Source organism: Mycobacterium pseudoshottsii JCM 15466 (assembly GCF_003584745.1).
Taxonomy (GTDB): Bacteria; Actinomycetota; Actinomycetes; order Mycobacteriales; family Mycobacteriaceae; genus Mycobacterium; species Mycobacterium marinum.
Genome location: NZ_AP018410.1, coordinates 5,422,159 through 5,447,430, shown reverse-complemented (window position 1 = coordinate 5,447,430; position 25,272 = coordinate 5,422,159). Strand labels below are relative to the sequence as shown.

General features: G+C 63.0%; 24 protein-coding genes, 4 tRNA genes and 2 pseudogenes. 8 read left to right on the top strand and 22 right to left on the bottom strand.

What is annotated here, in order from left to right; genetic code table 11:
* Positions 1-11 precede the first annotated feature (11 nt).
* Both MPSD_RS24950 and MPSD_RS24945 read right to left on the bottom strand, forming a co-directional pair.
* Positions 12-1,028 (bottom strand): acyl-ACP desaturase, encoded by a 1,017-nt coding sequence (locus MPSD_RS24950; RefSeq protein ID WP_012396389.1) that lies wholly within the window; start codon positions 1,026-1,028, stop codon positions 12-14.
* A gap of 167 nt (positions 1,029-1,195) precedes the next feature.
* The gene (locus MPSD_RS24945; protein WP_020785861.1) at positions 1,196-1,837 is read right to left on the bottom strand and encodes a TetR/AcrR family transcriptional regulator; all 642 of its coding nucleotides are present in this window, start codon (positions 1,835-1,837) and stop codon (positions 1,196-1,198) included.
* A gap of 73 nt (positions 1,838-1,910) precedes the next feature.
* On the opposite strand from MPSD_RS24945, the gene MPSD_RS24940 reads away from it, so the two are divergent.
* Positions 1,911-2,969 carry an oxygenase MpaB family protein gene (locus MPSD_RS24940; protein ID WP_020785862.1) on the top strand — a complete coding sequence of 353 codons (1,059 nt, stop codon included), beginning with the start codon at positions 1,911-1,913 and terminating at the stop codon, positions 2,967-2,969.
* Between the two features lie 12 nt (positions 2,970-2,981).
* On the opposite strand, the gene MPSD_RS24935 is transcribed toward MPSD_RS24940, so the two are convergent.
* The 3 genes from MPSD_RS24935 to MPSD_RS24925 are packed head-to-tail and all read right to left on the bottom strand — an operon-like array spanning position 2,982 to position 4,173.
* On the bottom strand, positions 2,982-3,185 hold the full coding sequence (locus MPSD_RS24935; RefSeq protein ID WP_012396386.1) for a hypothetical protein: 204 nt from the start codon (positions 3,183-3,185) through the stop codon (positions 2,982-2,984).
* A 58-nt stretch (positions 3,186-3,243) separates the two neighbouring features.
* Positions 3,244-3,615 carry an ArsR/SmtB family transcription factor gene (locus tag MPSD_RS24930; RefSeq protein ID WP_011738780.1) on the bottom strand — a complete coding sequence of 124 codons (372 nt, stop codon included), beginning with the start codon at positions 3,613-3,615 and terminating at the stop codon, positions 3,244-3,246.
* Positions 3,616-3,672: 57 nt separating this feature from the next.
* Positions 3,673-4,173, bottom strand: a complete 501-nt coding sequence (locus tag MPSD_RS24925) for a nucleoside deaminase (RefSeq protein WP_020785864.1) — start codon at positions 4,171-4,173, stop codon at positions 3,673-3,675.
* A 93-nt stretch (positions 4,174-4,266) separates the two neighbouring features.
* On the opposite strand from MPSD_RS24925, the gene MPSD_RS24920 reads away from it, so the two are divergent.
* The gene (locus MPSD_RS24920) at positions 4,267-5,172 is read left to right on the top strand and encodes an SAM-dependent methyltransferase (RefSeq protein WP_036426239.1); all 906 of its coding nucleotides are present in this window, start codon (positions 4,267-4,269) and stop codon (positions 5,170-5,172) included.
* Between the two features lie 17 nt (positions 5,173-5,189).
* On the opposite strand, the gene MPSD_RS24915 is transcribed toward MPSD_RS24920, so the two are convergent.
* Together MPSD_RS24915 and MPSD_RS24910 are read right to left on the bottom strand one after the other, a co-directional pair.
* On the bottom strand, positions 5,190-6,002 hold the full coding sequence (locus MPSD_RS24915) for a TIGR04255 family protein (RefSeq protein ID WP_012396383.1): 813 nt from the start codon (positions 6,000-6,002) through the stop codon (positions 5,190-5,192).
* Positions 6,003-6,206: 204 nt separating this feature from the next.
* Positions 6,207-6,279 (bottom strand) — tRNA-Lys (locus MPSD_RS24910).
* Between the two features lie 123 nt (positions 6,280-6,402).
* Here MPSD_RS24910 and MPSD_RS24905 point away from each other — a divergent pair.
* The 3 genes from MPSD_RS24905 (at position 6,403) to MPSD_RS24895 (ending at position 6,690) form a co-directional block, all read left to right on the top strand.
* A tRNA-Glu gene (locus MPSD_RS24905) sits at positions 6,403-6,475 on the top strand.
* A 37-nt stretch (positions 6,476-6,512) separates the two neighbouring features.
* Positions 6,513-6,586 (top strand) — tRNA-Asp (locus MPSD_RS24900).
* 30 nt (positions 6,587-6,616) lie between these two features.
* Positions 6,617-6,690: transfer RNA gene (locus MPSD_RS24895), tRNA-Phe, on the top strand.
* Between the two features lie 25 nt (positions 6,691-6,715).
* Here the strand turns inward: MPSD_RS24895 and MPSD_RS24890 are convergent.
* The 5 genes and pseudogenes from MPSD_RS24890 to MPSD_RS24870 form a co-directional block, all read right to left on the bottom strand.
* A pseudogene (locus MPSD_RS24890) lies at positions 6,716-7,886 on the bottom strand (tyrosine-type recombinase/integrase).
* Positions 7,886-8,122, bottom strand: a complete 237-nt coding sequence (locus MPSD_RS24885) for a helix-turn-helix transcriptional regulator (RefSeq protein WP_015357256.1) — start codon at positions 8,120-8,122, stop codon at positions 7,886-7,888. The pseudogene MPSD_RS24890 and the gene MPSD_RS24885 overlap by 1 nt, the downstream one beginning before the upstream one ends.
* Before the next feature lie 35 nt (positions 8,123-8,157).
* Positions 8,158-9,480, bottom strand: coding sequence for a P-loop NTPase family protein (locus tag MPSD_RS24880; RefSeq protein ID WP_020785868.1), 1,323 nt, complete (start codon positions 9,478-9,480; stop codon positions 8,158-8,160).
* A complete protein-coding gene (locus MPSD_RS24875; RefSeq protein ID WP_015357254.1) occupies positions 9,477-9,899 on the bottom strand; it encodes a hypothetical protein in 423 nt (140 codons plus the stop codon). The genes MPSD_RS24880 and MPSD_RS24875 overlap by 4 nt, the downstream gene beginning before the upstream one ends.
* Before the next feature lie 99 nt (positions 9,900-9,998).
* Positions 9,999-10,778 carry a GntR family transcriptional regulator gene (locus tag MPSD_RS24870; RefSeq protein WP_015357253.1) on the bottom strand — a complete coding sequence of 260 codons (780 nt, stop codon included), beginning with the start codon at positions 10,776-10,778 and terminating at the stop codon, positions 9,999-10,001.
* A gap of 93 nt (positions 10,779-10,871) precedes the next feature.
* Here MPSD_RS24870 and MPSD_RS24865 point away from each other — a divergent pair, with 93 nt between their 5' ends.
* The gene (locus tag MPSD_RS24865) at positions 10,872-11,300 is read left to right on the top strand and encodes an NUDIX hydrolase (RefSeq protein WP_015357252.1); all 429 of its coding nucleotides are present in this window, start codon (positions 10,872-10,874) and stop codon (positions 11,298-11,300) included.
* 13 nt (positions 11,301-11,313) lie between these two features.
* Here the strand turns inward: MPSD_RS24865 and MPSD_RS24860 are convergent, their stop codons facing one another.
* The 6 genes and pseudogenes from MPSD_RS24860 to MPSD_RS24835 form a co-directional block, all read right to left on the bottom strand.
* Positions 11,314-11,517, bottom strand: coding sequence for a hypothetical protein (locus MPSD_RS24860; RefSeq protein ID WP_011738847.1), 204 nt, complete (start codon positions 11,515-11,517; stop codon positions 11,314-11,316).
* 66 nt (positions 11,518-11,583) lie between these two features.
* Positions 11,584-13,377, bottom strand: a complete 1,794-nt coding sequence (locus MPSD_RS24855; RefSeq protein WP_086085192.1) for a type ISP restriction/modification enzyme — start codon at positions 13,375-13,377, stop codon at positions 11,584-11,586.
* A 209-nt stretch (positions 13,378-13,586) separates the two neighbouring features.
* Positions 13,587-14,504, bottom strand: coding sequence for an S-4TM family putative pore-forming effector (locus MPSD_RS24850; protein WP_086085193.1), 918 nt, complete (start codon positions 14,502-14,504; stop codon positions 13,587-13,589).
* Between the two features lie 12 nt (positions 14,505-14,516).
* The gene (locus MPSD_RS24845) at positions 14,517-15,374 is read right to left on the bottom strand and encodes a nucleotidyltransferase domain-containing protein (RefSeq protein ID WP_036426240.1); all 858 of its coding nucleotides are present in this window, start codon (positions 15,372-15,374) and stop codon (positions 14,517-14,519) included.
* 188 nt (positions 15,375-15,562) lie between these two features.
* The gene (locus tag MPSD_RS24840) at positions 15,563-17,200 is read right to left on the bottom strand and encodes a hypothetical protein (RefSeq protein WP_020785873.1); all 1,638 of its coding nucleotides are present in this window, start codon (positions 17,198-17,200) and stop codon (positions 15,563-15,565) included.
* Between the two features lie 147 nt (positions 17,201-17,347).
* Positions 17,348-17,968: pseudogene (locus tag MPSD_RS24835) on the bottom strand (IS30 family transposase); the annotation flags it as partial.
* On the opposite strand from MPSD_RS24835, the gene MPSD_RS24830 reads away from it, so the two are divergent.
* Positions 17,965-18,714 (top strand): hypothetical protein, encoded by a 750-nt coding sequence (locus MPSD_RS24830; protein ID WP_232022667.1) that lies wholly within the window; start codon positions 17,965-17,967, stop codon positions 18,712-18,714. The pseudogene MPSD_RS24835 and the gene MPSD_RS24830 overlap by 4 nt on opposite strands.
* A 6-nt stretch (positions 18,715-18,720) precedes the next feature.
* On the opposite strand, the gene MPSD_RS24825 is transcribed toward MPSD_RS24830, so the two are convergent.
* From MPSD_RS24825 to MPSD_RS24805, 3 genes are all read right to left on the bottom strand, one after another.
* Positions 18,721-20,115, bottom strand: coding sequence for a hypothetical protein (locus tag MPSD_RS24825; protein ID WP_232022666.1), 1,395 nt, complete (start codon positions 20,113-20,115; stop codon positions 18,721-18,723).
* A 342-nt stretch (positions 20,116-20,457) separates the two neighbouring features.
* Positions 20,458-21,057, bottom strand: coding sequence for a PIN domain-containing protein (locus MPSD_RS24810; protein ID WP_015357246.1), 600 nt, complete (start codon positions 21,055-21,057; stop codon positions 20,458-20,460).
* 30 nt (positions 21,058-21,087) lie between these two features.
* Positions 21,088-21,591 (bottom strand): helix-turn-helix domain-containing protein, encoded by a 504-nt coding sequence (locus MPSD_RS24805; protein ID WP_020785879.1) that lies wholly within the window; start codon positions 21,589-21,591, stop codon positions 21,088-21,090.
* Positions 21,592-22,316: 725 nt separating this feature from the next.
* Between MPSD_RS24805 and MPSD_RS24795 the strand changes: the two genes are divergently transcribed.
* A complete protein-coding gene (locus MPSD_RS24795; RefSeq protein ID WP_020785880.1) occupies positions 22,317-23,576 on the top strand; it encodes a hypothetical protein in 1,260 nt (419 codons plus the stop codon).
* A 29-nt stretch (positions 23,577-23,605) separates the two neighbouring features.
* Here the strand turns inward: MPSD_RS24795 and MPSD_RS24790 are convergent, their stop codons facing one another.
* Positions 23,606-25,120, bottom strand: a complete 1,515-nt coding sequence (locus tag MPSD_RS24790) for a rolling circle replication-associated protein (RefSeq protein ID WP_020785881.1) — start codon at positions 25,118-25,120, stop codon at positions 23,606-23,608.
* Positions 25,121-25,272 lie beyond the last annotated feature (152 nt).

Here is a 25,272-nt window from a genome sequence, read left to right as displayed (position 1 = left end):
CAATGCCGGAACTACCGCCGGCTCATCGGCAGCTTGCCGGCCGTCTTGTGCAGTTCGAAGGCCGACACCCGCTTGCCGGTACGAGCTTCCCGATCGAGCTGGCGCTGCTTGGACTCCTCGAACTTGTCGCAGGACATCTCGAGTTCCTTGACCAGCAGGGCAAGTTCGTCGCGCATCTTGGCGCCCTCGCCGGTGAAGTCCTCGCGCTCGAAGATGCGCCACTTCTTCAGCACCGGCATGACGACCTCGTCGAGGTGGATGCGCGGGTCGTAGACGCCCCCGACGGCGATGATCACCGCTTTGCGCCGGAACTCGGGCACCTGGAACCCGGGCATCTTGAAGTTGTGCAGGATCAGGTGCAGCGACTTCATCGCCTGGTTGGGGGCCAGGTCGAACGCGGCCTCGCTGACGTCGCGGTAGAAGATCATGTGCAGGTTCTCGTCGGCCGAGATCTTGGCCATCAGCTGGTCGGCGATGGGGTCGTTGCAGGCCTTGCCGGTATTGCGGTGCGAAACGCGGGTGGCCAGCTCCTGGAAACTCACGTAGATGACCGAGTCGGTGACGCTCTCGGCGAAATAGTCGCCCTGGTGGTTCTGGCCCGGGCTGAAGCCGCGGTTGACCACCTCGAGCCGTAGCTTCTCCAGCTCGACCGGGTCGACGGAGCGGGTCACCACCAGGTAGTCACGCAGCGCGATGCCGTGTCGGTTCTCCTCGGCGGTCCACCGGTTGACCCACTGACCCCAGGCGCCGTCCATGCCCATGTTCATCGCGATCTCGCGGTGATAGGAGGGCAGGTTGTCCTCGGTGACCAGGTTCTGCACCATCGCGATCTGTGCGACATCGGAAAGCTTGCTCTGCTCCGGGTCCCACTCCTGGCCGCCCAGGGCGTAGTAGTTCTTGCCGTCCGACCACGGGATGTAGTCGTGCGGGTTCCAGTTCTTGTGCATGCTGAGGTGCCGGTTGAGGTACTTCTCAACGACCGGTTCAAGCTCGTGCAGCAGGTGTAGGTCGGTCAGCGGGGCCGACATGGCGCCCTCCAGTATCTGTGGTTTTGCGGATTTATCTGTGTCTGTGGGTTGCAGTCAATATATCTGTGTCGATCGGTAGCATCAAGTTTGCGCACTATCGGCCGCGCCACTAGTGGCGTCGCATTTCGCGCAAATATCGAGTCGCAGGCCCTGCGATATTAATCGGCTTAGTCGTGCTGTCGGGCAGCGACTGGGTGCTCGGCTTCACCTCGGTCACGGTGTGGAGCGTAGGCGGCGGCGGTGCCGAGCAACAAATCCACGCAGTAGTCAATAAATTGCTGGCGGGTGGCTCCCAATTGTCCATTCAAATATGCGGTGAAAAGGCCGGTAAGGGCACCGATCAGGCTGGTGGCGACCAGTTTCTGCAAAACGGGGTCGGCGATTTGAGAGAGTTTGCGTTGCAGTAAATCGATGAAGTTGGGCATCCAGTCCGCGCCGGAGCGCGTCAGCACCGGTTCGACGGCCGGCGCCAAAAGCAGGACGCGACCGCGTACCGGATCATCGACCATCAGTGCAACGAATCGCTCCACGGCGTCTCGGGGGGTATTTGCCGACATAAGCGTCGCCATCGCTCGGGTGCAAACGTCGTCGTAGACTGCGCGTACGAAATGGTCACGGTCGCTAAAGCTTTCATAGAAATAACGCTCGGTGAGTGCCGCTTGGCGGCAGACCGCGCGAACGGTCAGCGCCGGTCCCGCTTCCTCGCCGAGCAATTGAACGCCGGCGGCGATGAGGGTGTCGCGGCGTACGGCGTGGCGATCTTCCAGCGTGACGCCCGTCCAGCGACCCCGTCTTTGACCCGCCTGCACATCCCTCCTAGAATCAAGTGACAACGCGTGTAGTCAAAATTGCTGACATCACCCAACCGCCTGGGGGACACCAGTGACCCAAGATACGTCCGCGGCCTGCCCACTGACCAGCGCCGAGCCGAAGTCGTCGACGAACTCTGCCGGCCAGGTTGCCGCGCCCGGCGATTCGCAACCCGCAGCAACCGGTTGTCCGGTTTCGCCGCTGGGCTATGAGGCGCCGCCGATCCCGCTGGGGCCGGACTCGTTGACGTGGCGGTACTTCGGTGACTGGCGCGGCATGTTGCAGGGGCCATGGGCGGGATCCATGCAGAACATGCACCCTCAACTTGGCGCGGCCGTCGAGGATCACTCGACGTTTTTCCGCGAGCGCTGGCCCAGGCTGTTGCGGTCGCTCTATCCGATCGGCGGCGTGGTGTTCGACGGCGACCGTGCCCCGGTCACCGGCGCCGAAGTCCGCGACTATCACGTCAACATCAAAGGGGTGGACGCGGCGGGTCGCCGATACCACGCCCTGAATCCGGACGTCTTCTACTGGGCGCACGCCACGTTCTTTGTCGGCACAATTCACGTGGCCGAACGGTTCTGTGGGGGGTTGACCGAAGCGCAGAAGCGCCAGCTGTTCGACGAACACGTGCAGTGGTACCGGATGTATGGCATGAGCATGCGGCCCGTTCCGGCGTCCTGGGAGGAATTTCAGGTCTACTGGGACCACATGTGCTGCAACGTGCTGGAGAACAACTTCGCCGCGCGCGCCGTGCTCGATCTGACCGAACTGCCTAAACCGCCATTTGCGCAACGGGTTCCGGACCGGCTGTGGGCGTTGCAGCGAAAGTTGTTGGCCCCGTTTTTTGTGTGGGTCACCGTCGGTCTTTATGACCCACCGGTGCGAACCCTGATGGGCTATCAGTGGTCGCGGCGCGATGAGTGGCTACACCGGCGCTTCGGGGACCTCGTGCGCCTGATCTTTGCGCTGGTGCCGCGTCGAATGCGCAAGCATCCGCGCGGGCGCGCCGGCTGGGATCGGGCCATGGGGCGTATCCCAGCCGACGCGCCATTGGTGCAGACTCCGGCGCGCAACCTGCCGCCGCTGGACGAGCGTGACAACCCCATGCACTACTGCCCTGAGGTCTGATCCGGCGCGGTGTCAGCTGTGCGCGTGGCTGTGCACGCTTTCCAGGCCCGATTCATGCACGTGCTGATGGGTGTGCTCGGTCCCGTCATCGTGTGAGTGCGGGTGTGCGTGCTCGACGTGTTCGTGCTGATGGGTGGTGTGGGCGTGGCTGTGGGTCACCTCGCCGTGCCGGTGTTCGTGCGCATGCGGCCCGTGGTGGGTATGCTCATCGGACATGGATTCATCTCTCCTTTTTCTTCTTGTGTGAAACATGTTGTGGTTCTGAGGGGCTCGGTTAGGCGTCGGTTACGGCCTGCAGCCCGCCGTCGGATCGGTGATGGCGGGGGACGCCGGGGCCGGCGTGCTCGGCGTTGAAGACCGCATCGATCACCAACTGCCGCACGTGCTCGTTTTCCAGGCTGTAGAAAATCGTCGTCTTGTCCCGGCGGGTGCGCACCAGCCGAGCCATCCGCAGCTTCGCCAGGTGCTGGGAGACCGAGGGCGCGGGCTTGTGGATGTGTTCGGCGAGTTCATTCACCGACATCTCGCGATCGGCCAGCGACCATAGGACCTGCACGCGAGTGGCGTCGGCAAGCATCCGAAACACCTCAACCACCAAGCCCACCTGATCGTCCGGCAAGGGCTGTGATCTGTTATCTGCATGCATACGCAGATAACAGTTCAGATTGGTAGTGTGGTGTCAAGATCACCGGTTGTTGGACGTCTAGTCGGCCGAGTTGGGGGCCGCCGCGCGCTTCCCGCCGTTGAGCTCCTGCCAGAACCGGTAGACGTTCACGGCTGAGGGGCGCGGGCCGTAGCGCATCGGCAGGCGACGGTCCTGCCAGGCCTTGGCGAACTCGTCGTAGAAGGTCGCGAGCTCGAAGTACTTGCGGTCGTCGACGTAGTACTGCTCGTAGATGTCGCGGGTGGTCAAAAAGATGACTTCGTCGGGGGAGCAGTAGTAGAGCGAACCCAGGCACATCGGGCATGGGTGCGCCAGCACGTAGAAGGTGGTCCCGAACAGCTGCTCGGTTCCCAGCTTGGTGCACGCTGCGCGGATGGCGAGGATCTCGGCGTGGGCGGTGGGGTCGTTGGTCTGGGCCACCTTGTTGGCGCTCTCAGCGAGCACCTGGCCGTCTTTGACGATGACCGTCGCGAATGGTCGGCCGCCTTCGGCCACGTTTAGGCGGGCGAGATCGATGGCGCGCTGAGCGAAGTCGGTCACACTTGTCAGCCTAGACCGGGCGCAATCGGCGCAGCCTGTGATACTAACTAGATTATCTATAGTCTTTTCCGGGTTTGGGGACGAAGGAGCGGCATGGTGCGTACCGACCGGGATCGTTGGGACCTTGCGACAAGTGTCGGTGCGACGGCGACGATGGTCGCCGCCCAGCGCGCGCTGGCTGCCGACCCGCAGTACGCGCTGATCGATGACCCGTACGCGGCCCCGCTGGTGCGTGCGGTCGGCATCGACGTCTACACCCGGCTGGTGAATGGACAGATTCCGGTTGATGTGGAGTCTGGATTCGATCCGGCCCGGATGGCCGAGGCGATGGCCTGCCGGACCAGGTTCTACGACCAGTTCTTCGTGGACGCCACCCGAAGCGGGATTTCCCAGGTGGTGATCCTGGCGTCCGGCCTGGATGCGCGCGCCTATCGGCTGGGCTGGCCGGCGGGCACCGTCGTCTATGAGGTCGACATGCCACAGGTGATCGAGTTCAAGACCCTCACGCTGGCCGATCTTGGGGCCGAGCCGACCGCCGAACGCCGCACCGTTGCGGTCGACCTGCGTGACGATTGGGCGGCCGTGCTGCAGGCCGCCGGATTCGACAAGGACGTGCCCTCGGCATGGAGCGCCGAAGGCCTGCTCGTCTACCTACCCGATGACGCCCAAGGCGCGTTGTTCGACAACGTCACCGCGCTCAGTGCTACGGGCAGCCGGCTGGCCTTCGAGTTTGTCCCCGACACGGCGGTGTTCAACGACGAGCGGTGGCGTTCGCACCATGCCCGGATGAGCGAACTGGGGTTCGAGATCGACTTCAACGACCTCGTCTACCACGGTCAGCGCAGCCACGTCATCGACCATCTAGCCCGCGACGGCTGGCAGAGTGCGTCCCACACCGCCAAGGAGCTACACGCGGCCAATGGCTTGGACTATCCCGACGATGACATCGCCGCCGTGTTCGCCGACATCACCTACACCAGCGCGGTGCTCGGGCGCTAAAGGCTGCGTAGCCGGCGCTAGGAGCGCAGCAGTTCATCCCTGAGGCGCGGGGTGATCAGGTCTTGGAAGACCTCCCGCGCGGGACCGTAGAGGTCCTGCAGGGTCGAAACGAGCGCATCCCGGTTGAACTCGGGAATCGAGCCGAGCGGCGTCCAGAAGCTGTCGATGTCCATCAGGAAGAACGGTCCGGTCTGGGCCGCGGTGACGCGACGCAGGTGGTAGTTCGCATCGAGGGCCTGGCCCATGCCCGGGCCGTAACGCAGGATGAGCGACTTGCCGGGCTGTGCCTCGCGGTAGACCGCGGCGCCCTGCCACTCGGCCATGGACAGCCCGCCCGGAGCGATGCGTTGCGGACCGAGAAGCTGCTCATCGATCCAGTTGCTCCACGCGATGCGGCCATCGACACCGGCGGGAACCCGGATTTCGAGGACGTACCGCAGGCCGATGCGCTCCACCCCGACGATGGACGACACCTGCGCCCGCGCGTCCGCGACCCGCAGCAGGATGTCGCAAAAATTATCGAAACTGCTGTAAGCGCTGGTCTCGACGACGATCGCCTGGTTCTTCAGCGACGCGGAAACCGTGTTGTCCCGATTGCCGTAGCGCACGAAACGGTCCGCCACGGGCGTGGGGGCGGCGCCGGGAGCCGTCATGCCCCAACTCACGTCTTGGGCTTGACGTTCGATGGGCAAGTCGTTGATGAGAAGGTGCTTGAGCTCGCGGCTGCTTGATTCGGTGAGCGAATCCGTTGCCGGGTGCCGAATTTCCGCGGTCACCAGAGCAACGGGTGCGTTGGGTTGGACTCCATCGGGATTCATCTCGGGAAGCATAGCCGGAGCATAACCAAGCGCTGGCGGGTTCTAAACGCCGCCCAAGGCTGGATGTGGCCGAAACCGTGAAGTGATCGTGCCCACTCTCATCGGCCGCGGATCGCACCCGGCCGATTCGCGCCTGCGGCCCGCCTCGGGATCGGCCGGCTCCGTGAAACGACCGATCCCGCGCGGGGAATCGGCCGAGTTCACGGCCCGTTTGAGTGCCCCCACTAGGACTCGAACCTAGGACCTGCGGATTAAAAGTCCGTAGCTCTACCAACTGAGCTATAGGGGCTGCGGAGGTCAAGGATACTGGGTCCGAAATGGGGGCTCGTTTGAGGATTGGCCCTGTGGTGACCTAAGCTAGCGAGGCTTCCAACGAACCACGTTGCGAGTGCCCCGGAGTGATTCGGATCGGGCCCCCATCGTCTAGTGGCCTAGGACGCCGCCCTTTCACGGCGGTAGCACGGGTTCGAATCCCGTTGGGGGTACACGCGACGCGGTAACGCGGAGCAAGTAGTACAGCAAGGCCCTGTGGCGCAGTTGGTTAGCGCGCCGCCCTGTCACGGCGGAGGTCGCGGGTTCGAGTCCCGTCAGGGTCGCCGATTATGGCGAGGCACATGCTGCCTTGGGGCCAGGTAGCTCAGTCGGTACGAGCGTCCGCCTGAAAAGCGGAAGGTCGGCGGTTCGATCCCGCCCCTGGCCACTCTTCTGACCTGCATAGACACGGATTATGCACTCGATGGTTGGTTTGGTTCGTCCGGTTCTTGTCCGGTCGTCGGTGTCTGAATCTCAGTCGCGTGAAGCTGATCGAGGTTGGTTGCCACTTGGTCTAGTTCGTCGGCGTAGAGATCGCTATAGATGTTCGCGGTCACGGTCGGCGTCGAGTGGCCCATGGTCTTCTGGACATATCTGAGGTCGGCGCCGGATTTGCGGGCCAGGCTGGCGTAGGTATGGCGTAGATCGTGGATGGTTAGTGGCGCTAGGTCGGTGCTTTTGAGGGCTTTGTTCCAGTGGGTGTGGCGACGCCTGTTGTTGGAGCGCAACATCGCTCCGTTGGCTGAAGTGACGGCGGGTTGGTCCGGTGCCCGCCCGGTGATACGCCCCTTGAAGATGTCGACGACGACTTGGGGGAGCGGGACGGTTCTAATGCCGGCTCGGGTCTTGGGTGGCCCGATAACAATGTGGCCCTCAACTTCCGGTGCGGCCCGTCGCACATAGAGCCGACGAGCAGTCAGGTCGATGTCCTTGACCCGGAGGCCGACGAGTTCGGACCAGCGCAGGCCGGTGTAGGCCAGGATCGTCACCACGTCGCCCTGATCGTCGCACGCGGTAGCGAGCATCCGGACCTCCTGAGCAGTCAAGTATCGGTGACGCTCCCGCTCAGGAATGCGGCCCGCCGAGACGCCGAGCGCGGGGTTGCGGTGGATGCGGCCGTCCTGGTGTGCGACATCGAGAATCGACCGCAGGAGACGCAGCGTCGACACCTTCCGCCCACGGGCCGACCGTCAGGCCGTCAACGAACGCCTGGACGTCAGCGCGGGTGATCTCGTCGACCGGCACATGCCCGAACCGCGGCTTGATGCGCAATTCCCAGTGCTGGTTGTAGCCGCTCCAGGTCTTCGGCGACACCGCCGGCTTCTTGGAGTCGGAGAACTGCGTCCAGATCCTGCTGAGCGGCGTCCGACCAAGGCGGGGGTCGAACCGACGTGCGCCCAGCGCGGCCTCGTTGTCCCGTTCGGACTTGAAGGCCTTCGCCTCGCGCAGCGTCGGGAACGTCGCGGACGTTTCCACCCAGCCGGATGGGGCGTCCGGGTCACGGATCAGGTAGCGGACTTGGTAGCGGGGCTCACCGGCGGCGTTCAGCCGTTTACGGATGCCGCGCGGAGTGTTGCCGGCCATTACCGACGCACCTGCTTGAGCCAGGACCGGACTTCGGTCGCATCCCAGCGCCGTACCCGCTCCGACAACGTGTAGCAGGGCGGCCCGATCTGCTCGCCGGTCGTTTCGCGGAGCGCTGCCCACCGGTTGAGCGTCGCGGCAGAGACGCCGAGCAGCGCTGACACCTGATCTGCAGTCAGCAGCTCAGGAAAGCCGCCGGTGGACACGAGCGTTTCCCGGAGACCGTGAATCACCATGGCATCACCTCGCTGCTCGGATTGCATCGGACCCGTTATTCACTGCGCTGCCCTCCGGCGGTTGTCGATCTTCCGTACTGCCTTGCAGTGGAGCGGATCTGATCGTCAGACCAGTAGTCGGATCGGACCTTGGTCGTATGGCCGTCCTCGGCGATCACGTAGCCGGTACCCGGTCTGTCGGGGCTGATTCGGTGTGCTGCCGCTTTCTCGGCCATGCCGTCACCGAGGACCATCGTGACTTCCTCGCGGGATCGCAGTCGAAGCGCAATGGTCTGGGTAAACAGGCCTCGCATCGGCAGGACTTCCTTGCGAGGGTCTTGCAGGAACGCGGCGACCACGATGCCCAGTGCTCGACCCTTGGTGAGAATCCGTGACAACAAGGCGGCGGCTTCCTTTCGAAGAGCTGGGTCGCTCATGTAGGCGGTCAGCCCTGCCAGCTCGTCGATCAGCAGCACGACCAGCGGTGAGGCCTTGGTCGGACGGTGCTCGCGGGTGAGGCTGGCCATCTCGTTGCCGCGCTTGTCCATCAGCATCTCTAGCCCGGCAAGGGTTGCCACGGCGTCGGTCTCGGTGGTGGCGATCTTGGTGAATAGACCTGCGCCGACTGACAACTCGATGCCGTACTTCAGGTCAATTCCGATCAGATGAACTACTCCGGCGCCGACGGCAGGACCAAGCCCGCAGGCGATGCCCCAGAAGACGGAACCTTTGCCTGCACCCGAGCAGCCCACGGTGAGGGTGTGTCGGCCGCTCAAGGGAAGGATCCAATCGGAACCGTCCTCGCGCCGACCGAGTGTCACCCGTGTTGTTGTCACCGCCATTGGCGGCGCTGCGTGACGTACCGTCGACAACTGCTCCCGCTTGACCAGCTCGATGCGCATCGTCCCCGGCGAGACGACAACCGCCCGCGCCGAATGTGCGCCGGTAGCATCACGGATCGCAGGGACTGCGCGCTCCAGGTCTTCCACGGTTTGTCCCATCCTTGCCCGCACCGTGAGCCGCAGGGTGGTCTGAGACACCTCTGTTCCCAACAGCTTTGGATGAAGCCAGCGGGTCGAAGTGACCTGGCGCCCTTCTTTGTCGCGACGCGTCACCTGTTCGGAGGCGGACAAGCCGCAGCGCTTGCAGAGCCTGCGCCAGGAGATGCACGCCCACAGTCGCCAGCTCAGGAGTGTGGCCGGTGTTGCGAACCGTTCTTCGAACGTCTCGGGTGAGTGCAGTCGCCAGGAGACGAGTGCAACGCCGGCGAGTGCCACGATGATCGCCACCCACAGGCCGAGAGTGGCGAGGAAATTCACGACGTGGTCGAGCCGGAACGGGGTGTCGGGATCGAGCTGTGCGTAGGGATCGGGATTCATGCCGACTCCCGACTTGTCGCTGCGCTCGTGGACGGCTTGCCCGGTGCCCTCATGTCGGAGGCTCGAAACGACCAGGCGATCCGGGAGAAGTCACCCGATTTCTCAACGTAGGGCAGCGCCATGAGACCGTCGAAAACCACTGGGGTAAAGGGTGTTCCGCTGGAATTGGCGGGCGCGGAGGGCTGCGTCGGCGAGGCGAACTTGACCGTCACCGTTCGGCTGCGCTTCGGTGCTGCGGGATCACCGTCGAGTACTTCGACCTGCCACATCGGCAAGCCGGTATCGCGATCCCTTGCCTGCACGCGGTTGTCGCCGGAGGACTTGTCGAAGTCGATCATCGGCGTTATCTCGGATACGAGGAACGCGCCGAGGGCGAACACCTGGTCGTGGCCGATTTGGAGCCATTTGGGGATGGACATTGCTGAGCCTTTCGAGGGAATTGACTAGATGACTACTCAGCCCAGTCGTCTAGAGGAGTAAGTCAAGTGTTCGGGCGCGCTTGGTCGTTTCGCGACGTTTCAGCGCGCGGAGAAGTCGTATTCCAGCAGGTAGGCCGATGCCACCTTCACTGTGTCGCACACTTCAACGGCCACGTCCTTGGTGTCATAGGCAGTCCGCACCACTGTTAGAACAGGCGCCCCTGGCGGGAGCTGCAAGGCACGGCGTTCTTCGGGAGTGGGCATTCGGGCGCCGACCTCCTCGGTGAACCGCGCGAGGGTGTGACCAGCCTCTTCAAAGCGCGCGTAGATGCCACCTGGCCCCGTGTCGGTCTGTTCGATCTTGGTGCCCTGCGCGAATGCGACAGGAATGTATGAGGTTGCCGTTTCGACCGGCTTGCCGTCGGCGAGGTAACGTCGGGACCGAACCACCACTTCGTCATCTGCAGTCAGTCGAAGCCGTTCGGCCACAACCGAATCCGGCCTCTCGCGGGAAACGGTGATGTTGTCGACTTGAGGTGTGTGGCCGGACCTCTCCGCTTCGACGGTGAATGCCGCTTTGCCGTTGGCGCGATGTTGCCGGGCGAAGCGATCGGATGCGAGCCGCCTAATTGGGGGGGCGGGGCGCACAAACACCCCGCGACCGTGCTCGGAGATCACCAGGCCTTCGGTGCGCAGTTCTTGCACTGCCTGGCGGACTGTCATCCGCGCGACCCCGAAATACTCGATTAACTCGGCCTCGGAGGGCAGGCGTCCGCCAGCTTCTAGCTCGCCAGAGATGATGGCGCCACGCAACATGCTGGCGATCTGCCGATACGGCGGCTTATCGTCCGCCCGGTCGATCTGGCCAAGTTGCAGCACCTGAGAGCCTTCCACTACATGTCTAGGCGACTAGTCTAGGGAAACGACACGTCCCCTGTCACTAAGGGAGTCGGCCGCAGAGGAGTCTTGCGCATGGCAGCCACACCGAAACATTCGGTCAGCGTCGCCGGCATTGTGGTCCGCGACGACGGTCGCGTTCTAGTCATCAAGCGGGACGACAATGGCCACTGGGAGGCGCCCGGGGGGGTCCTGGAACTGGATGAATCTTTTGAGGCCGGTGTTCAGCGCGAGGTGTTGGAAGAGACAGGGGTTGAGGTCGCCGTCGAACGGCTGACTGGTGTCTACAAGAATCTGGCTCACGGAATCGTCGCGTTGGTGTACCGCTGTCGGCCGCTCGGAGATGAAGCGCACGCCACTGAGGAGGCGTGCGAAATTCGTTGGATGACAAAAGAAGAAGTGCAGTCGGCGATGGTCCCGGCGTTTGGTGTGCGTGTGCTGGATGCCTTCGAGGAAGCGCCTCAGTCGCGGGCGCATGATGGAGTGAATCTCGTGCGCGTGTGACAGCTCGGGGGCTCTACCTCGGTAGGAATCGCAGTGTCCGCACTCCGGTCTCGGGCACTAGGGTCCAGCCGCCATGTACGGGATCGCCGTTCTCGCGCATCGCTTTCGCTGCGACGAGCAGCACGGTATTGAGACCGCCACGCAAGACCGCGGTCCTGGCCTCGTCGTCGTAGAGCGCCCAGCCTTCGGTGGACTCGCTCAACATGTAAGTCACCATGGCTGGAAGCTATCGCGTTGGACCGACAACAAGTCGTAGTCCGACACATGGCCCAGTCGCCGAGTCCTATCCGATTTCGGCGAGCCCGTCGACAATCTTCATCGTCTCGACCGCGACAGTAGTGACCTTCGCGATGAGGTCGACGATGTACCGCGGGTCGTCGTGCTCGTCGCACCAGTCGTTCGGGTCATTCACGATCCCGGACGCCTTGTCGGTCTTGACCTGGTAGCGGTCGATGACCCAGGCCAGCGCGGAGCGGGAGCCGAGCATGTACCTCTCGGCGTCCTCGGGGATGCCGGTGATGGTGACCTTCGGGTTGTATATCAGCTTCGTGTGGTCATCCACGTTCTTGCTGGTATCGGGGTCCTTCTTCTTGGCCCACTTCAGCTTTGTGACCCGCCACGTCTCGCGATCAGCCAAATCAGCGCCGGGCTTGAGCTGCACGTCGACCGGATAGGGTTCAACGTCTTCGTACCCGACGTGGAGGCCAGACAGAGCCCGGCCGGCAATCGCTAGCTGCTCGAATCGCTCCAGCGTCTCCGGAGTCGGAATGTGCGGCAGCATCTTCTTCAGGTCCGCCGCGTACGTCGATCGGTAGGCCGGGTCATGCAGCAGGCCGTAGACGTAGAAGAAGATGTCGTCTTTGGTGACCTGGTCGCCGACCGCCTCCCGATATAGGCGGAGGATGCCGTCGGTGATGTTGTCGACGCGACTGTAGCCGTACTCGTCTACCTCAGCTGAGCCAGCTGCCAGATCAAGGGTGCTGTCGTCGGGCTCGGCCTTCTCGTAGGTCCAGCGGGGATAGAAATTGGCGGCACCCGCTCCGAGATCGATGATTCGATCGGTCATCAAACACATGAACGGAAGCGCCATGCTGCCGGGGTTTGGTGCATACATTCCGATGTTTGCGTGATGGCGTGTTGGAAACATGGACGTAAGCCCGCCGGGGCGTTCAATAACTGAAGAGTCGAAATAGACGGTCTGGTGGTGGAACGGTCGGTAGATGGCGTCACGATGCGATTCCGGGTTGAATGCCAGCCGAGTTCCCCGTGCTAGCCTCGATTTCAGGCCGTCACTCCAGCTGATGTTGAAGGAGTCAGTGTCGATGAACGCATCAATATTCTGCCTACGATCGGTGATTGACCGCTGCGCGCAGTATCCGTCGAAATGGTCAGCCTGACTGTTATAGGAGTTGACCATGCGACGGACGTTTGCGTTGACTGCCTCGGCCGAGAAGCTATCAACCCACGCATCTCGGTTAGTTTTGAGCCCGCCTGAGAACTTCGCGAAAACGGACGACTCACCGTTCTTGCCGCCAATCACTGGCCAGGCGCTGAAATCGTCGCTGCGCTGGTTGACCCAATCTCCGTCAGTGTTGGGCGTGATGGCTTGCCAGTCAACGGATTCGAGATCGTCAACCGCGACGATCTCCAGTTTCCGCTCGCGGGTCAGGTAGTCGCCGATGTATCGATAGAAGACTTCGCACGATCCGACGTGTTCGGGATTGCGAACCCCGATGAAGACGGCCACGGTGCTGCGACTACCTGAACCGAATACCTTGCCGCCCTCGCGCCGTGACTGATCCCCGGCGGTTCGCTGGTTCCCCCGCATGTTGTAGACGTAGATCCGGCTGTACTCGTCTGCCAATGTCAAGCGGATACCGTCCGCGGTATTGCTGTCGATCCAACCGCCGTTGGAGACGTACGCAACGATCCCGTGGTCGCCCACGCGGTCGGTTGCCCAGCGGAATGCTCGCAGGCAGGAGTCATAGAGGCTTGTATTGAACTGAGCTGTCGACCGCGCAGCGTAAGTCGACTCGATCCGCGCATCAAGTGTCGGATACTTCAGGTTGGCATTCAAGTCGTTGGCACGGTCCTGCCCTCCCGAGTACGGCGGTTCCGTACATGGTTTCGGCGTGTTGCAGACCGCGGCGCGTTTTCCACGCGCAGCGGACTGTCGAAGCTCCCCCGCACAGCGATCGGAACTTGGTCTTGCCGTACCAGCCAGTCGCCCACAACGTTCCACCACCTGGTGTGTGGACGAGCGTGACTGGGCAAACCCGATCTCAATTATTCTCGTACTGGCCTGACAGCCGCCCATAGCTCCGCTGCCGCGGAGTTCATCGCCTCCTCGTTCTTCCGTCGAGTCCGTGCGTAGATGAGGTCGGGCACCAACGGTGCTGAGCGTCGCAGGCTGTAGAGGCGTTCCTGCCAGACGAGCAGATCCTCGTCGTTGAGCGGGTTGTCTCTGGTACCGCGTACGGCGTGTTCAATGTCATCGGCCATCGAGCGCCGGTCGGCGCACGCCTGCGTAGACGACCGCAACTGCTCACCGATGTCTAGGCAGGCCGGCAGCAGCGGTGCTGCCACACCAAGCAGAAACGTCGTCAGGCTGGTACCGATAATCATGCTGGTCATCACAATGACAACCGTCCAGACGACCAACACTGTCAGCCAGTAACGAGCGTTGAGGCGCTGCAGCCGTTCGGAATAGGCCGCGTTTGCCCGCTGCGCTATAGCCACGCACACCGTTCCTGCGGCGCCGCGATCCAGCGGGTACCAGCCCAGGAGACCGCCCTGCTTGGCGCGGTCCAGCACCTCTGTATCCGAGCCAGCGAGCTCGGCGACATCTTCAGGGGTGGGGCGCGGTACTCTCGTAGCCAGCGGCGGCATGTCGAAGACGAGCCTGTCGAAATCTTCCTGGACCGCCGCGCCCTGAGCGGCGAGTTTCCCCTCGAAAGCTTTGAAGATGTTGCGCGACAGGAAGATCCAGACGCCAGCGACCGCTCCCACCACAACCGCGGCTTTGGGAAAGAAAACTGCCAACGGCGGTGCCACTATGCCCATCACGCTAAACCCGATCCACCGCAGGTAAGTCCAGCGCTTCGCCTTTGCATACAGGGCTCGCTGGGCAATCAACAGTCGCAGCGCCCCCTCGGCTATATCGGCGGCGGCAGGGGCCGTATAGTCGTGGTCTTCGGTGTCCATCTGCGCACCCTGTTATCCGTAGGTCGGAAATTTCATACCGAAAACATTGCGCCACAGTGAAATCGCCTCACTGTGCTTGTCCGTACATGCCTTCAGCCACGCGCTACGCGCGGTGTTGGTGGCGCTTGCGAGCTGGGCCGTGATCGCCTGCCTTTGTTCGTAGTTGAGATACCCAGAGACGTCTTGACCTGCGTGCCAGCACCAGTGGATCTCCGACTGCGCAAGCTCGAACCACTTGAAGATAGGCCAACTATAATCGTCCCACGATGTCGATAGTTTAAGCGCGATCACTTCGAGGTGATAGCTCTGCAGCTTAACCGGCTGACGCCGATTCCAGTGTTTCAGCATCGTGATCACTCGCCGGAAGCGGGACCCCCGAGCCGTAACCGCCGCGGCGATGTCGCTGCTGTGCTGGGGAGGGTTGGTCGGCAACCAGATCTCGCGTTTCATGTCGGGAATTTCGTACCCTGTGACCTTCCCATTGTTATCGTTCACTCGTAACGCTGGGACAACATCGATGTTGGGCCAGGACTGGAAGCTAACCGTGACGGCTTGTCCGTTACGCCGTCCTGCCCCTGCCTGCCCGGTCCCCAAAGCATTTTTCACCGCGAGCAGCACCTGCGACGGTCGGCGGTCCTTGATGTGTTTGCCGTAGTGGAGCACCGCCATCACGTCGACGTCCGCATGCTCCTTTAGCGCGGTGTACCGCGGGATTGAACCGAAGGCTATCGCCTCCAGTACCTCGATGCCGTTGTTGCGCAACCGGTCTAACACCCAGTCTCGACGCGCATTCGCCGTTGTGCGATGGTCTCCAGGTAGATTAACTTCCTCGTAGAAGCGGGCGAACGCCGCTTCAGTAGTCCAAGCCATATCACTCCATCGTCAGTGCCGACGGCCGACCCATCGCTGCCCTGGCGGTCAACGGATGACGGCTGGAACAAACCCTAGTGGCCCCCACCGACACGCTGATGTTGGTCGACGGCACCCCGTCGCGCCGGTTGGCACGCGTCGTCGTGGTCGATCTGAATCGTCGAACCGGCCGCTTGTTCCTTGGACGGCTACACCATGCTCGCTGGGTGCCACCCGAACATCGCCCGGTGAAACTTCGCTCGTTCGGGTGGCTCAGGATCAACGTGTCCCAGCGGCACTTCAACGCACCCCAGGAATCGGCTCGGAGCTGGAGCGCGATCCTCCTCGTCGGTCACGGTTTCATCGGTCGACTCTTTCGCTGCGGCAGCTTGCTCGGCGGCGATCATGGTGTTGGGTTTGTTGCAGAGGATCAGTCGCGTGAACGCTTCGACGTACTCCAAAGCTGCTCCCATCAGAGTGAACCCAGCAGTGGCCAAATCGGCGGACATTACTTGGGGGCCGAAGGGCGAAATGGGTTCTGCCATCCACACTCCGAGGTCGTCGTAGTGGGACTGGTCCAGATTCCCAGCTTCAGGTGCGAAATGCTGTATCCTGCCTAGCATCAGCGCGGCATTAGTGGCGTTCCCATATTGCCGTCCGGGCTGCGGCACGACCTGGAGGATGCCGTCGTGGATGTGGTTGCGCAGGTGTTTGCAGACCCAAGCGTATTTCTGTAAGCGGATCACATCGTCGAGCAACGTTTCGTCATACTGCTTCTGGACCAGCTTGTTAACGAAGTCGCGTGAGTCCAGTGACCGGTTTCGAATGGTTTTGTGATCCTTCGACGTGTCGAGCAGCCATGCGTACAGGCGTCCGTAGATGTCGAATGCTGCTGCAAGGTAGAGGAGTTGACGATCGAACGCCTCAGCGGCTGTCTCGACTACGTCGCTCCTGCGTTTGTCCAAAGGGTTGGACAAGGCGGCGAGCATGTGGTCCAGCGCACATGCTGCGCGGGCCAACCGGATGAGGATCGAATTGAAAGCCTCGGCGCACACGGGACCACCTTGCGCGGCCGCGGCATGTGCCGCGGCGAAGTCGAAGAACGTCATCGCGCTGGTAACGCCCCACAGGTACGAGTTCACGATGGTTCCCGTCGACTCGGTCGTCTCCCACGCGCCGCCACCCAGGAGTTGACCGCGCTCTATGGCCACGACCGGGTTCGAGGTGACTCGCAAATAGTGCCCGATGAGGGCAACCGCGTCGTCGGGAGTTACCGTGACGACGATGTCGTTGTCTCCGACATCTGTGCGCCCGGCGACGGCCCGATTGGTGACGATCACGTCGATCTCTACGGCTCCGGCGCCGGCGGCGTAGGCAGCGGCGGTGTGGCGTTCATCGAGGCATAGAACAGGCGCGTCGGCAGGAGCGGTCTGCTCGTCGAACTGCTGGAAAATCGGGAAGAACCGCGCAACCGACCAGCCTTCCTCCGATTCGGTATTCGTCGTGATGTGGAACTCCGCCGCGTCCATGAATCGGCCGGCGTCGGTGACCGTGGTGAAGTCAACAGTGTGTAGCATCGGCTTATCCAGAAGCGTCGACCATGCATCTGGAGGCTGATCCATCCCCTTCGGCATCAGCAGGTGGACTTGGATCTCGTCGCGGGTGAGGAAGCCAGTGAGGTAGCCATCCGCAGGAGGCTGCGGGATCGACTCGACGTCGATGCCGAGCCTCATTGGCCGCGTCTCGGGCCGTATTGGAAACAAGGGAGTGGTCTTCTCCGTGACCGGCGGCCGCACGTAACGCATGAACCGCTTGTTGGGACGGCCCTGAGGGATCCTGATCGTCATTCCAGCATCGTCGCACCGCAGTATGACAACTCAACCCAGCATTGTCGGTCAGGCTGTCGCACCTGCAATCAGACTTCACGCCCACACGAGGTTGCCCATGTCAGCGGCACGTGAATTCTGACCCCGGCGCGGCAAGGTGGCTTCCAGTCAACGTCGCAACAGTTGATGGTCTGGTGAGCTTAGCAGCGCGGTGAAAAGTTTGGCGGGACTGCGGTCTTCGAGGGTGTGGCGGGGGCGGTTATTGATCTCATATTCGACAGCGCGCAGATGGTCGGGTGTGTGGGTGCTTAGGCTGGTGCCCTTGGGAAAATATTGGCGTAGCAGCCCGTTGGCGTTTTCGTTGCTGCCGCGCTGCCACGGCGAGCGGGAGTCGCAAAAGTAGACCGGTACGCCGAGGTCCGCGGTGATGTCGGTGTGCCGGGCCATTTCGATGCCCTGATCCCAGGTGATCGATCGGATCAGGTTTGATGGCAGGTCACCCAAGGTCGCGGCGATTGCGATGCGCAGGGAGTTGGCGTCACGGGCGGGAAGGTGCATCAGTCGAATCAGCCGGGTCTGGCGCTCGACGAGGGTGCCGATCGCCGAGCGCTGGTTCTTGCCGAGGATGAGGTCGCCTTCCCAGTGTCCTGGCTGACTGCGGTCGGCGGGGGCGAATGGCCGCTGGTGGATCGACAACATCGGCTGGGCGAACCATGGGCGACGCCGGCCCGGCCGCTGGTGCGCGCGGCGATGGGTCCTGCCGGTGCGCAATGGGCCGCGGTCACGTGATCACCGCTGAGGCCGTACCTCTGCTTCAACCCGTCCTGCGCCTCCAAGCAGCACTCGCGGATGCTCCGCGGTCCGACCCCGAAGCCGTGATCATGGCCGCGGTTCGCGCCATTGAGCACTGCAACAGGTGGGCGGCTCCTCTCGCGGGCCACAAGTGGTACGCGTTCGTCGCCGAGTACTTCTTCGACGAGTACACCGTCACTTCGTTCGCCAACCGCGCAGTTCGCGACGTATTCGCCGCGGTCGTGCAGCACGTTCCCGATCGTTCACCGGGTGCTCGGATCCCCGCGGAGTTGCTGACTATCCGCGAAGACATCACGGATGGTAGCTGGGGCTTCCGCATCAACCGGCAGAAGACTTTGGACCACGTGGCCGTGCTGAAACGGATATACGCCGATCACTGGCTATCCCGCCAGCTCAACGAGACCGACGACATCTTGTCCTCGGGCGCTTCTCTCGGTGGAGCGTTCGCGATCGAGCAGCAGCGCCTTGAGAACCGGGTAGCCAGGCTCACGCGGTCGCGCAACGCGGCGATTCACGGAGGGCCGTTGTCGTCGGCTGCCTGCGACAGCATCGCCGACTTCGCCACAGTCATTGCGCAGAAAGCGCTGTACACAGCGGTGCGTGCGACGGTCGCCGGGCAGGCGGTCGACGTCTACGCCAGCAAGCAGCGGGATGAGTACCGCCAGCGCAGCCAGAACCTCGCGTCGGGTGGCGATCTGAAGAACCTGTTCACCCTCATCTAGAGTCGGTCAGTCCTCCGGCTCGGCGTTGTAGAAGTCGTCGAGGGTCCACACTTCCGCTGCGACCGTCAGCTGCTCGGTTTTCGTTCGGGTGCCACGGCGGTCCATCGCACTGGAGGTCATCTCCACGGCGATCTCCTCGGGTGCGTTTCTACCGGCGACGATGGTCAGTGTGAAGTCGCCAGACTGCTCGCGCGGCCGGAGGTCACCGACGTTCCACGTGACCTCGAAAACGCCACCCTTGTCGGAGACGGACCCGGCATGCGGGAAGAAGTCGGGGACCTGCGCCCTGGTCATCCCGGCGAGAGCGTTCTCACGCATCTGGTCCAGCGGGTCCGGCCACTTCGGCAGCGGGGGAAGGTCACGGACATTCGGCGGGCAGGTGCGGACCAGAACCCCGCCCTTGCGGATGCGGACCGTCAACTGCACACCGGAGACCGGGTCGTCGGTATCGTTGCCGACCTGGAAGCACACTGTGTTCGCTTCATCGTCGTTGACGATCTGGCGGAGCACGTGGTCCATCAGCCGGCTGCGCAGCCTGGTGAGGTAGTCGCCGACCCGGCGGTCGAACTCCCCGGCGTCCTTTGGGTCGGCGTACCGGAGCATCCCCAGCGGCCCGGTGATGTCACCGAGGGAGCTGAACGTGTCGTACGCGGTCCAGGCCGGACGAGCCGGATTGGGCTGTGGCTTGGGGCGTGGAGGTGGCCGATCCGGGGGCTTGCCGCTGTTGGCCCAGACGTACGTCTCATGCCGACGCAGCCAGTCCTCAAGGTCCTCCCGCTCGATGCTGAGGCGGATGAGCGGGTCCGCGGTGGCCGTCAGCGTCAGGTCCAGTTCTGGCCGCTGCGCGCCCTGCAGGAGACGGCGGCCGAGCATCTCAATCTCCTTGGGACCCGCCGGCGCCGTGCGCCCTGCCCCGCGGTGGAAGACGATCCCGGCGTGGTACTTGTCGTACTGCTTCTGCAGGGTGTGCTGCGGGTCGCCGGGCTCAGGCGCTTCGACGACCACGACGAGCACCTCGACGCCTTCGAATCGGACCGTGCGCGGCGTGAACCGAGGGGTGGATGCGTACGTCTTGATCCCCGGCGTGAGGTCGGCGTGGTCGACGGCAGGGATTCCAGCCGCGGCGCCGGGTTCCACGCCCACGACCATGTAGGCGACGCCGCCGTATTGGGGCCTAGCATCGTCGACGGACCGGTTGGCGAACCCGAGGACCGCCTTGGCTACCGCGAACTTGCCCGCAGCGACGCTGAGGTCGAGGGTGCTCTTCCACTCCAGCCAGTTCGTCTCCTGGGCCTCGGGCCGGGAGCCGTGGATCGCCGCGACGAGGCGAAGAAGCTCGTCGTCGGTGCGAAGCGCACGGGTCGTGTCGATGTCGCTCAGCGTGATCGGCCGCGGATCCACCGGATTAGCGTATTGCTCGGTGGCGACAGCTCTGGGCGGCACGCGGCATGATCTCGCCGGGGTGTAGGCAACCGGGTGGGTACCGGTGCGTTGATCGCGCAAGGGCCAGCCGCGCGGACTCCGATGAGCACTACGTCCTCGACCCGTGCGACGGGGTCCTCGGCGTGGTTGGCCGCCGCCAGCAGCGGTTCGATTGGCTCCGCGGCGAACCGTCTGCTGGGCGGCCCCACGTTCTAATTGCATAAATACGGGTCATGCACTCGGTGGATAGTTTGATTCGTCTGGTTTTTGTCCGGTCTTCGGTGTGTGAATTTCAGTCGCGTGAAGTTGATTGAGGTTTGGTCAGCCCGGGCACCGGATGTCTTCCGCCAGCAGCGGCAGCAGAATTTCGGCGACCTCGGTCATGTTGTGCCGTGTCACCAGCAGCTCAAGGATCTGTTCCGGGGTCTGCCGCGGGTTGGTTCGGCGATTCGACATCTCTCGCAACGCCCGTACTCCTGCATGCGGGTGTGCTGACACTGTGTTCGCGGCGAACTGATGTGGGTGCACGGTCTCGATATCGGCCTCCACGAGCACGCGTGCTGTGCTGAACCCGGCCCGGCCATCGTCGGTGACGATGGCGTCGGCTTTGCCGATGATCGCGGCGTGGGCGACGTGGCCGTCATCGGGATCATTGAGGCCGTAGCTGTAGTCGCGGTCTTTGGATGCGTGAACCTCTGAGCCAGGAAATGCAGCCTTCAGCTGGTCGAAAAGGTGCTGACGGCGACTAGCGCTATCGGTGATTCCCCCCTTGTCGTGCAGGCCGGCCAGTACGTAGTTCAGCTCGAAGAGAATCCCAGATCCCCAGACAGGCGCGTACGCCTCCTCGGCGGCCAACTGCAGCAAGAAGTCACGCTGAAGGCTCGGCACGAGGGCACAGGTGTCGAGGACAGCGCGATACACGTGGGCGAGTCTTTCAAACGCCGCAGAAAGTCAACGCTTGCGTTTCGCCTCGGCGAGTAACTCGGCGACTTCGTAGGCATTGGCATCCGCGAACTCCGCCGAGCTTTCGCTGATGAACCGGTTGCGCCGGGCGTGAAGCTCCTCGCGGTAGGCAAGGACATCGGCAAGCCGCAGCTTGCGTCGCACCGCGCCAGGCACGTGCGCGTCTAATTCGCCGTTCTGGATGAGGCGAACCACCGTGGGGCGGCTGAGGCCGAGGATCTCGGCGGCCTGCTGGGTGGAGATTTCCTGGTCGCGAGTCAGGATGCTGATCGACTGGCCGTGGCTGAGGGCGTGGGCGGCACGCTTGAGGACCTCGTGAAGCTGTTCGGTCAGTTCGACGCGGTCATGTTCGCTCGCACCGGACAGGAAAAAGGCAGGCTCAGGAGAGGTCCCGTGACGGGCCTCGTGCGCCTCGATGAAGCTGAGTACATCGGCAAGCCCATTGGCATCAGCCGGAACCGGGTTAACAATCTCCGCGGAGGCGCTGCTCATGGGTCTCACTTCCTTTCATCTCACCATCGGAACGAAGCTAAGCGTAGCATAGTTACGAAAGTTACGAAAGTTACGAAAAGGGTGGCAGGCTGGGCTCTGCATCGCAATGTTGATTTCCCGAGGCTAATCGTAGGTAACTCGTTCGGCGCCAGCAGCTTTCAGTAGCTGGTCTCGTGCTTCACATAAGCTGTCGATAGCGGACTTCAAGTCGAGAGCGGCATCGGCCAGTTGGTGGCGCCCCGCAGGATTACCGTGTGAAGCAAGCAGTGCGGTCGCTGAGCGGAGTCTGTCCACATAGAGCAGCGCATCGACGGTGTATTGAGCGGTCCGCATTGGGGTGGCACCACCTGACCGTTGGAGGTGGTTACTCATGAGCGCTCTCCAGTCGTCAATGATGCGCCTATCGAAGCCGTGCAGTGCGTTGAGCACCCAACGTTGCCAGGCTGGCGGCCGTCGTTGCAGTGAACGGGAATGTGGTGATGGAGAGGCCATGTTCAAACCCTAAGATCCGTACTCGCCGTATCGCTACACCCGAACGAATTAGGTTTGACGGGCGCTGAGCTGAATTCCAACGCCAGCGAGCCGCGACGTTATTAGAGTGCCGTCCAGCGACACCGGCGCGGGTAGCTTCTTGATCGTTCGCGTCCCGTCAGGGCGCGCCGGTAGCGTCTATCGGCAAGGCAAGCCGAGTGGCTGCCCAATGGTCTCGATTCAACGGAGAAAAGATGGGCAACGAGATCGAATTGGTTACCGACGGCGATGGTTTGGCCGTGATCGGTAACTCAGCCGATGTTGAGCGCTTCTTGCTTGACCATGGCCTCGACCGGGCGCCCTCGAAGGTTCTGGATGCTCGCCGTCTTTCGTCGTTCGTGGGCACGGGTGGGACGGCGATGCAAGTCGGCTCGGAAGTTGCCACAAACTCGGGACGCTGGGTCAAGCTGACTGCTGAGTCCGCGCAGGCCGTCAAGCAATACGGGCTGATGGCGACCGAGACCCCCGGTGTCAGTCACGCGATGATCGGCAAGCCCGGTGAGATCAAGCAGTGGCTTCAGATCGCTCAGGCCCCGACGAAGCTGCTTAGTGGTCCGTTGGCCTTGTCGGCGGTGTCAACGATGATACAACAACAGGCGATGCAACAGCAGATGGACCAGATCGTGGAGTATCTCCAAGAGATCAACGAGAAGGTCGATGACATCCTGCGTACACAGAAGGACGCGGCTTTGGCGGAGATGATCGGCGTCGACCTAGCCATAGAGGAAGCGCTCGCCGTGCGCGACCAGGTTGGGCGGGTTTCGGAGATCACTTGGTCGAAGATCCAGTCGGGCTCATTCGTGCTCGCGCGGACGCAGGCATATGCCATACGCCAATTTGAAGCCATCGCCGAGACTCTGGAGAAGAAGGCCGACCTCGGCAAGATTGCCAAGGCCACCAAGGAGGCGGAGCCGAAGGTGCGCGAGTGGCTGGCGGTCATCGCGCGCTGCTTCCAGCTCCACGACGGGTTAGCCGTGCTGGAACTCGATCGGGTGCTCGATTCCGCTCCCGAGGATCTCAACAGTCACCGCCTGGGCCTGATTGAGGCCCGTCAGAAGCGGCTGGGTCTCATCTCGAGCAGCACCGCCCGCTTACTGACCCAAATGAACGAGACGGTCCGCGGCGCGAACTCCAAAGTACTGCTCAATCCACGCGACGCGCCTGCGGCCGTGCGGTCGAGCAACGAGATTGCGACGGATGTGGTGGCTTTTCGCGACCGCCTTGGCATCGAGTCGGGCGACGCGGCGACCGATGCGAGGCGGTGGCGCCAGGCCGTCGGCGAAGCCTTGGACAAAGCGCGGGCAACGGGAACAGAGGGTGTCGCGACAGCCAAAGACAAGGCCACGGATTTGGCCGACGCGGCCAAGGACAGAGCAATCGATCTAACCGGTGCTGCCAAGGACAAGACCGCCGAACTGAAAGGCGTCTTCCAGGCATTCTTACGCCGAAGGTGAGTATCGCGCGGCCAATAAGCGGTCGGCGCCTACGTGATTGCGAGCGCAAGCTTGACGACGAACGCTGGACCGTCATTCACGAGGGCATATCCGTCGGCCAGGCCGCCTTGATTGCAGAGCGTTCGTCGTCGGCGGACCCGCCGGTACGTCAAAGTGCCGGTATCGCGGTTGATGCGCGGGACCAGGCGCGTGGCCGTGCGCGGGACCACGGAAGTGGGGAAGTGACTACCCGAATCGCCGTACACCGCCTGGTTCCGCGACCACCGCCGCACGATCCGGCGGGCAGCGATGTACGCGTCCTGGGTCACCTCGACGACGACAATGGCTCTCTTGAGTCCGTAAACACCCCAGAACCGGCCCGGCCCGCGGCCGGGCTCCCGCCATAGTTCTGGCACGATGTGCTGATACTCCTTGTCGCCGTGCACGTTTGGTGATGAATGCTTGGTGAAGTAGATGGCCAGCCGCTTCGGATCGCACGCCCGCAAGCCATTGCGCACGTCGATTGCGGTCCCGGCGAGCCGGTGCCGGGCCTTCTGCTCGGCGTTGGGATGGTCGACAACCTCAGCCCACGTCTCGGACAACCAGTGAGCGAAGCCCCGTCTGGAGCGACCCGGTGATGTCGGCGGAGCCATCCACAGGTGAATGTGCGGTGCGCCGCGCCGCTGAAACTCGAGTTTCCAGATGTGCCGAACCGGCTCGCCGTATTCGCGCTCAAATCGTTTGCGCCACAACACCATGTGCCGCTTCACGCTGGCGCCGTCCGGGGCGACGACTTCCCAGTCGCCGGGATAGGTGAGAGTGACCATGGCCGGGACGCGGCCAGACTCCACAAGAGGGGTGTAATCCAGCTCGGCGAAGGTCCGGCACATCGACGAGCGTGATTTGCGGGACCACTCAGTGATGACACCGCCGGTGTTGCACTGGTCGGGTGCCGTAAGGCTCCGTCGTGTCGAAGACCCGACGGCCCGATCACCGTGCCCGACATCGCCTTCGAGGTCACTTCGGAAATGGAACTTCGCATCGTCAACGTCACGTTGGTGACAACCGACGCCCCGCTCGGCGGCTTTCTCGACCCGGACGGGATTGGTCCACCCGAGTCGCACGACGCCGGGACCGACGGTGATGCGAAAACGACCCGATTCAGGTTCGGCGCCTCGACGGCCAGGACCGCAAGCCCACGGTGCTGCCGGCTCGAACAGTGCCGCAGCCGCGGTGACCATCTCGGGACTTGGGAACCGCAGCCCCAATGCGTCGATCGCCCGCAGATCGCCAGTCGCGACCCCGTCGGCGAGCGACTCGCGGACATTTTCGGCACATATAACAAGCCCGCCGGCCCGGGCCGGGTTGAAGCCGGTGCCTCGGTCGACGTCCGGCCGACCGCTGTGGTTCTCGCGCCCTGCGGCCTGGGCGGCCTCGGGCGCTCGCGACCTCCCGTCAACCGAGGCGGCAGCGACACCATGCCGCGAAGACGAGTGTTGTGATGCCGATGTCGAGTCCCGCGTCGAGGGTGTCGATACGGCGGCTGATGATTCGATGCTGGGCATCGGGGTGCCTGCTCCTTGGAGCCCCAAAGGCTGCCCACAACGCAGGCGGCAGCGCCGAAGCTCCTGGTCAGGAGTGCAAGCACCTTGTCCGGTCTATGTCCGTTCGCCGGACAGACTGAATACGTCAGCGCAGCTCAATGCGGCGCATTTGA

Excerpts from the sequence above, each read along its gene's own strand:
- MPSD_RS24950 (WP_012396389.1), bottom strand. The coding sequence starts at position 1,028 with ATGTCGGCCCCGCTGACCGACCTACACCTGCTGCACGAGCTTGAACCG.
- MPSD_RS24935 (WP_012396386.1), bottom strand. The coding sequence starts at position 3,185 with ATGTCCGATGAGCATACCCACCACGGGCCGCATGCGCACGAACACCGG.
- MPSD_RS24930 (WP_011738780.1), bottom strand. The coding sequence starts at position 3,615 with ATGCATGCAGATAACAGATCACAGCCCTTGCCGGACGATCAGGTGGGC.
- MPSD_RS24920 (WP_036426239.1), top strand. The coding sequence starts at position 4,267 with ATGGTGCGTACCGACCGGGATCGTTGGGACCTTGCGACAAGTGTCGGT.
- MPSD_RS24915 (WP_012396383.1), bottom strand. The coding sequence starts at position 6,002 with ATGCTTCCCGAGATGAATCCCGATGGAGTCCAACCCAACGCACCCGTT.
- MPSD_RS24885 (WP_015357256.1), bottom strand. The coding sequence starts at position 8,122 with ATGGTGATTCACGGTCTCCGGGAAACGCTCGTGTCCACCGGCGGCTTT.
- MPSD_RS24880 (WP_020785868.1), bottom strand. The coding sequence starts at position 9,480 with ATGAATCCCGATCCCTACGCACAGCTCGATCCCGACACCCCGTTCCGG.
- MPSD_RS24875 (WP_015357254.1), bottom strand. The coding sequence starts at position 9,899 with ATGTCCATCCCCAAATGGCTCCAAATCGGCCACGACCAGGTGTTCGCC.
- MPSD_RS24865 (WP_015357252.1), top strand. The coding sequence starts at position 10,872 with ATGGCAGCCACACCGAAACATTCGGTCAGCGTCGCCGGCATTGTGGTC.
- MPSD_RS24860 (WP_011738847.1), bottom strand. The coding sequence starts at position 11,517 with ATGGTGACTTACATGTTGAGCGAGTCCACCGAAGGCTGGGCGCTCTAC.
- MPSD_RS24850 (WP_086085193.1), bottom strand. The coding sequence starts at position 14,504 with ATGGACACCGAAGACCACGACTATACGGCCCCTGCCGCCGCCGATATA.
- MPSD_RS24845 (WP_036426240.1), bottom strand. The coding sequence starts at position 15,374 with ATGGCTTGGACTACTGAAGCGGCGTTCGCCCGCTTCTACGAGGAAGTT.
- MPSD_RS24840 (WP_020785873.1), bottom strand. The coding sequence starts at position 17,200 with ATGACGATCAGGATCCCTCAGGGCCGTCCCAACAAGCGGTTCATGCGT.
- MPSD_RS24805 (WP_020785879.1), bottom strand. The coding sequence starts at position 21,591 with ATGAGCAGCGCCTCCGCGGAGATTGTTAACCCGGTTCCGGCTGATGCC.
- MPSD_RS24795 (WP_020785880.1), top strand. The coding sequence starts at position 22,317 with ATGGGCAACGAGATCGAATTGGTTACCGACGGCGATGGTTTGGCCGTG.
- MPSD_RS24790 (WP_020785881.1), bottom strand. The coding sequence starts at position 25,120 with ATGCCCAGCATCGAATCATCAGCCGCCGTATCGACACCCTCGACGCGG.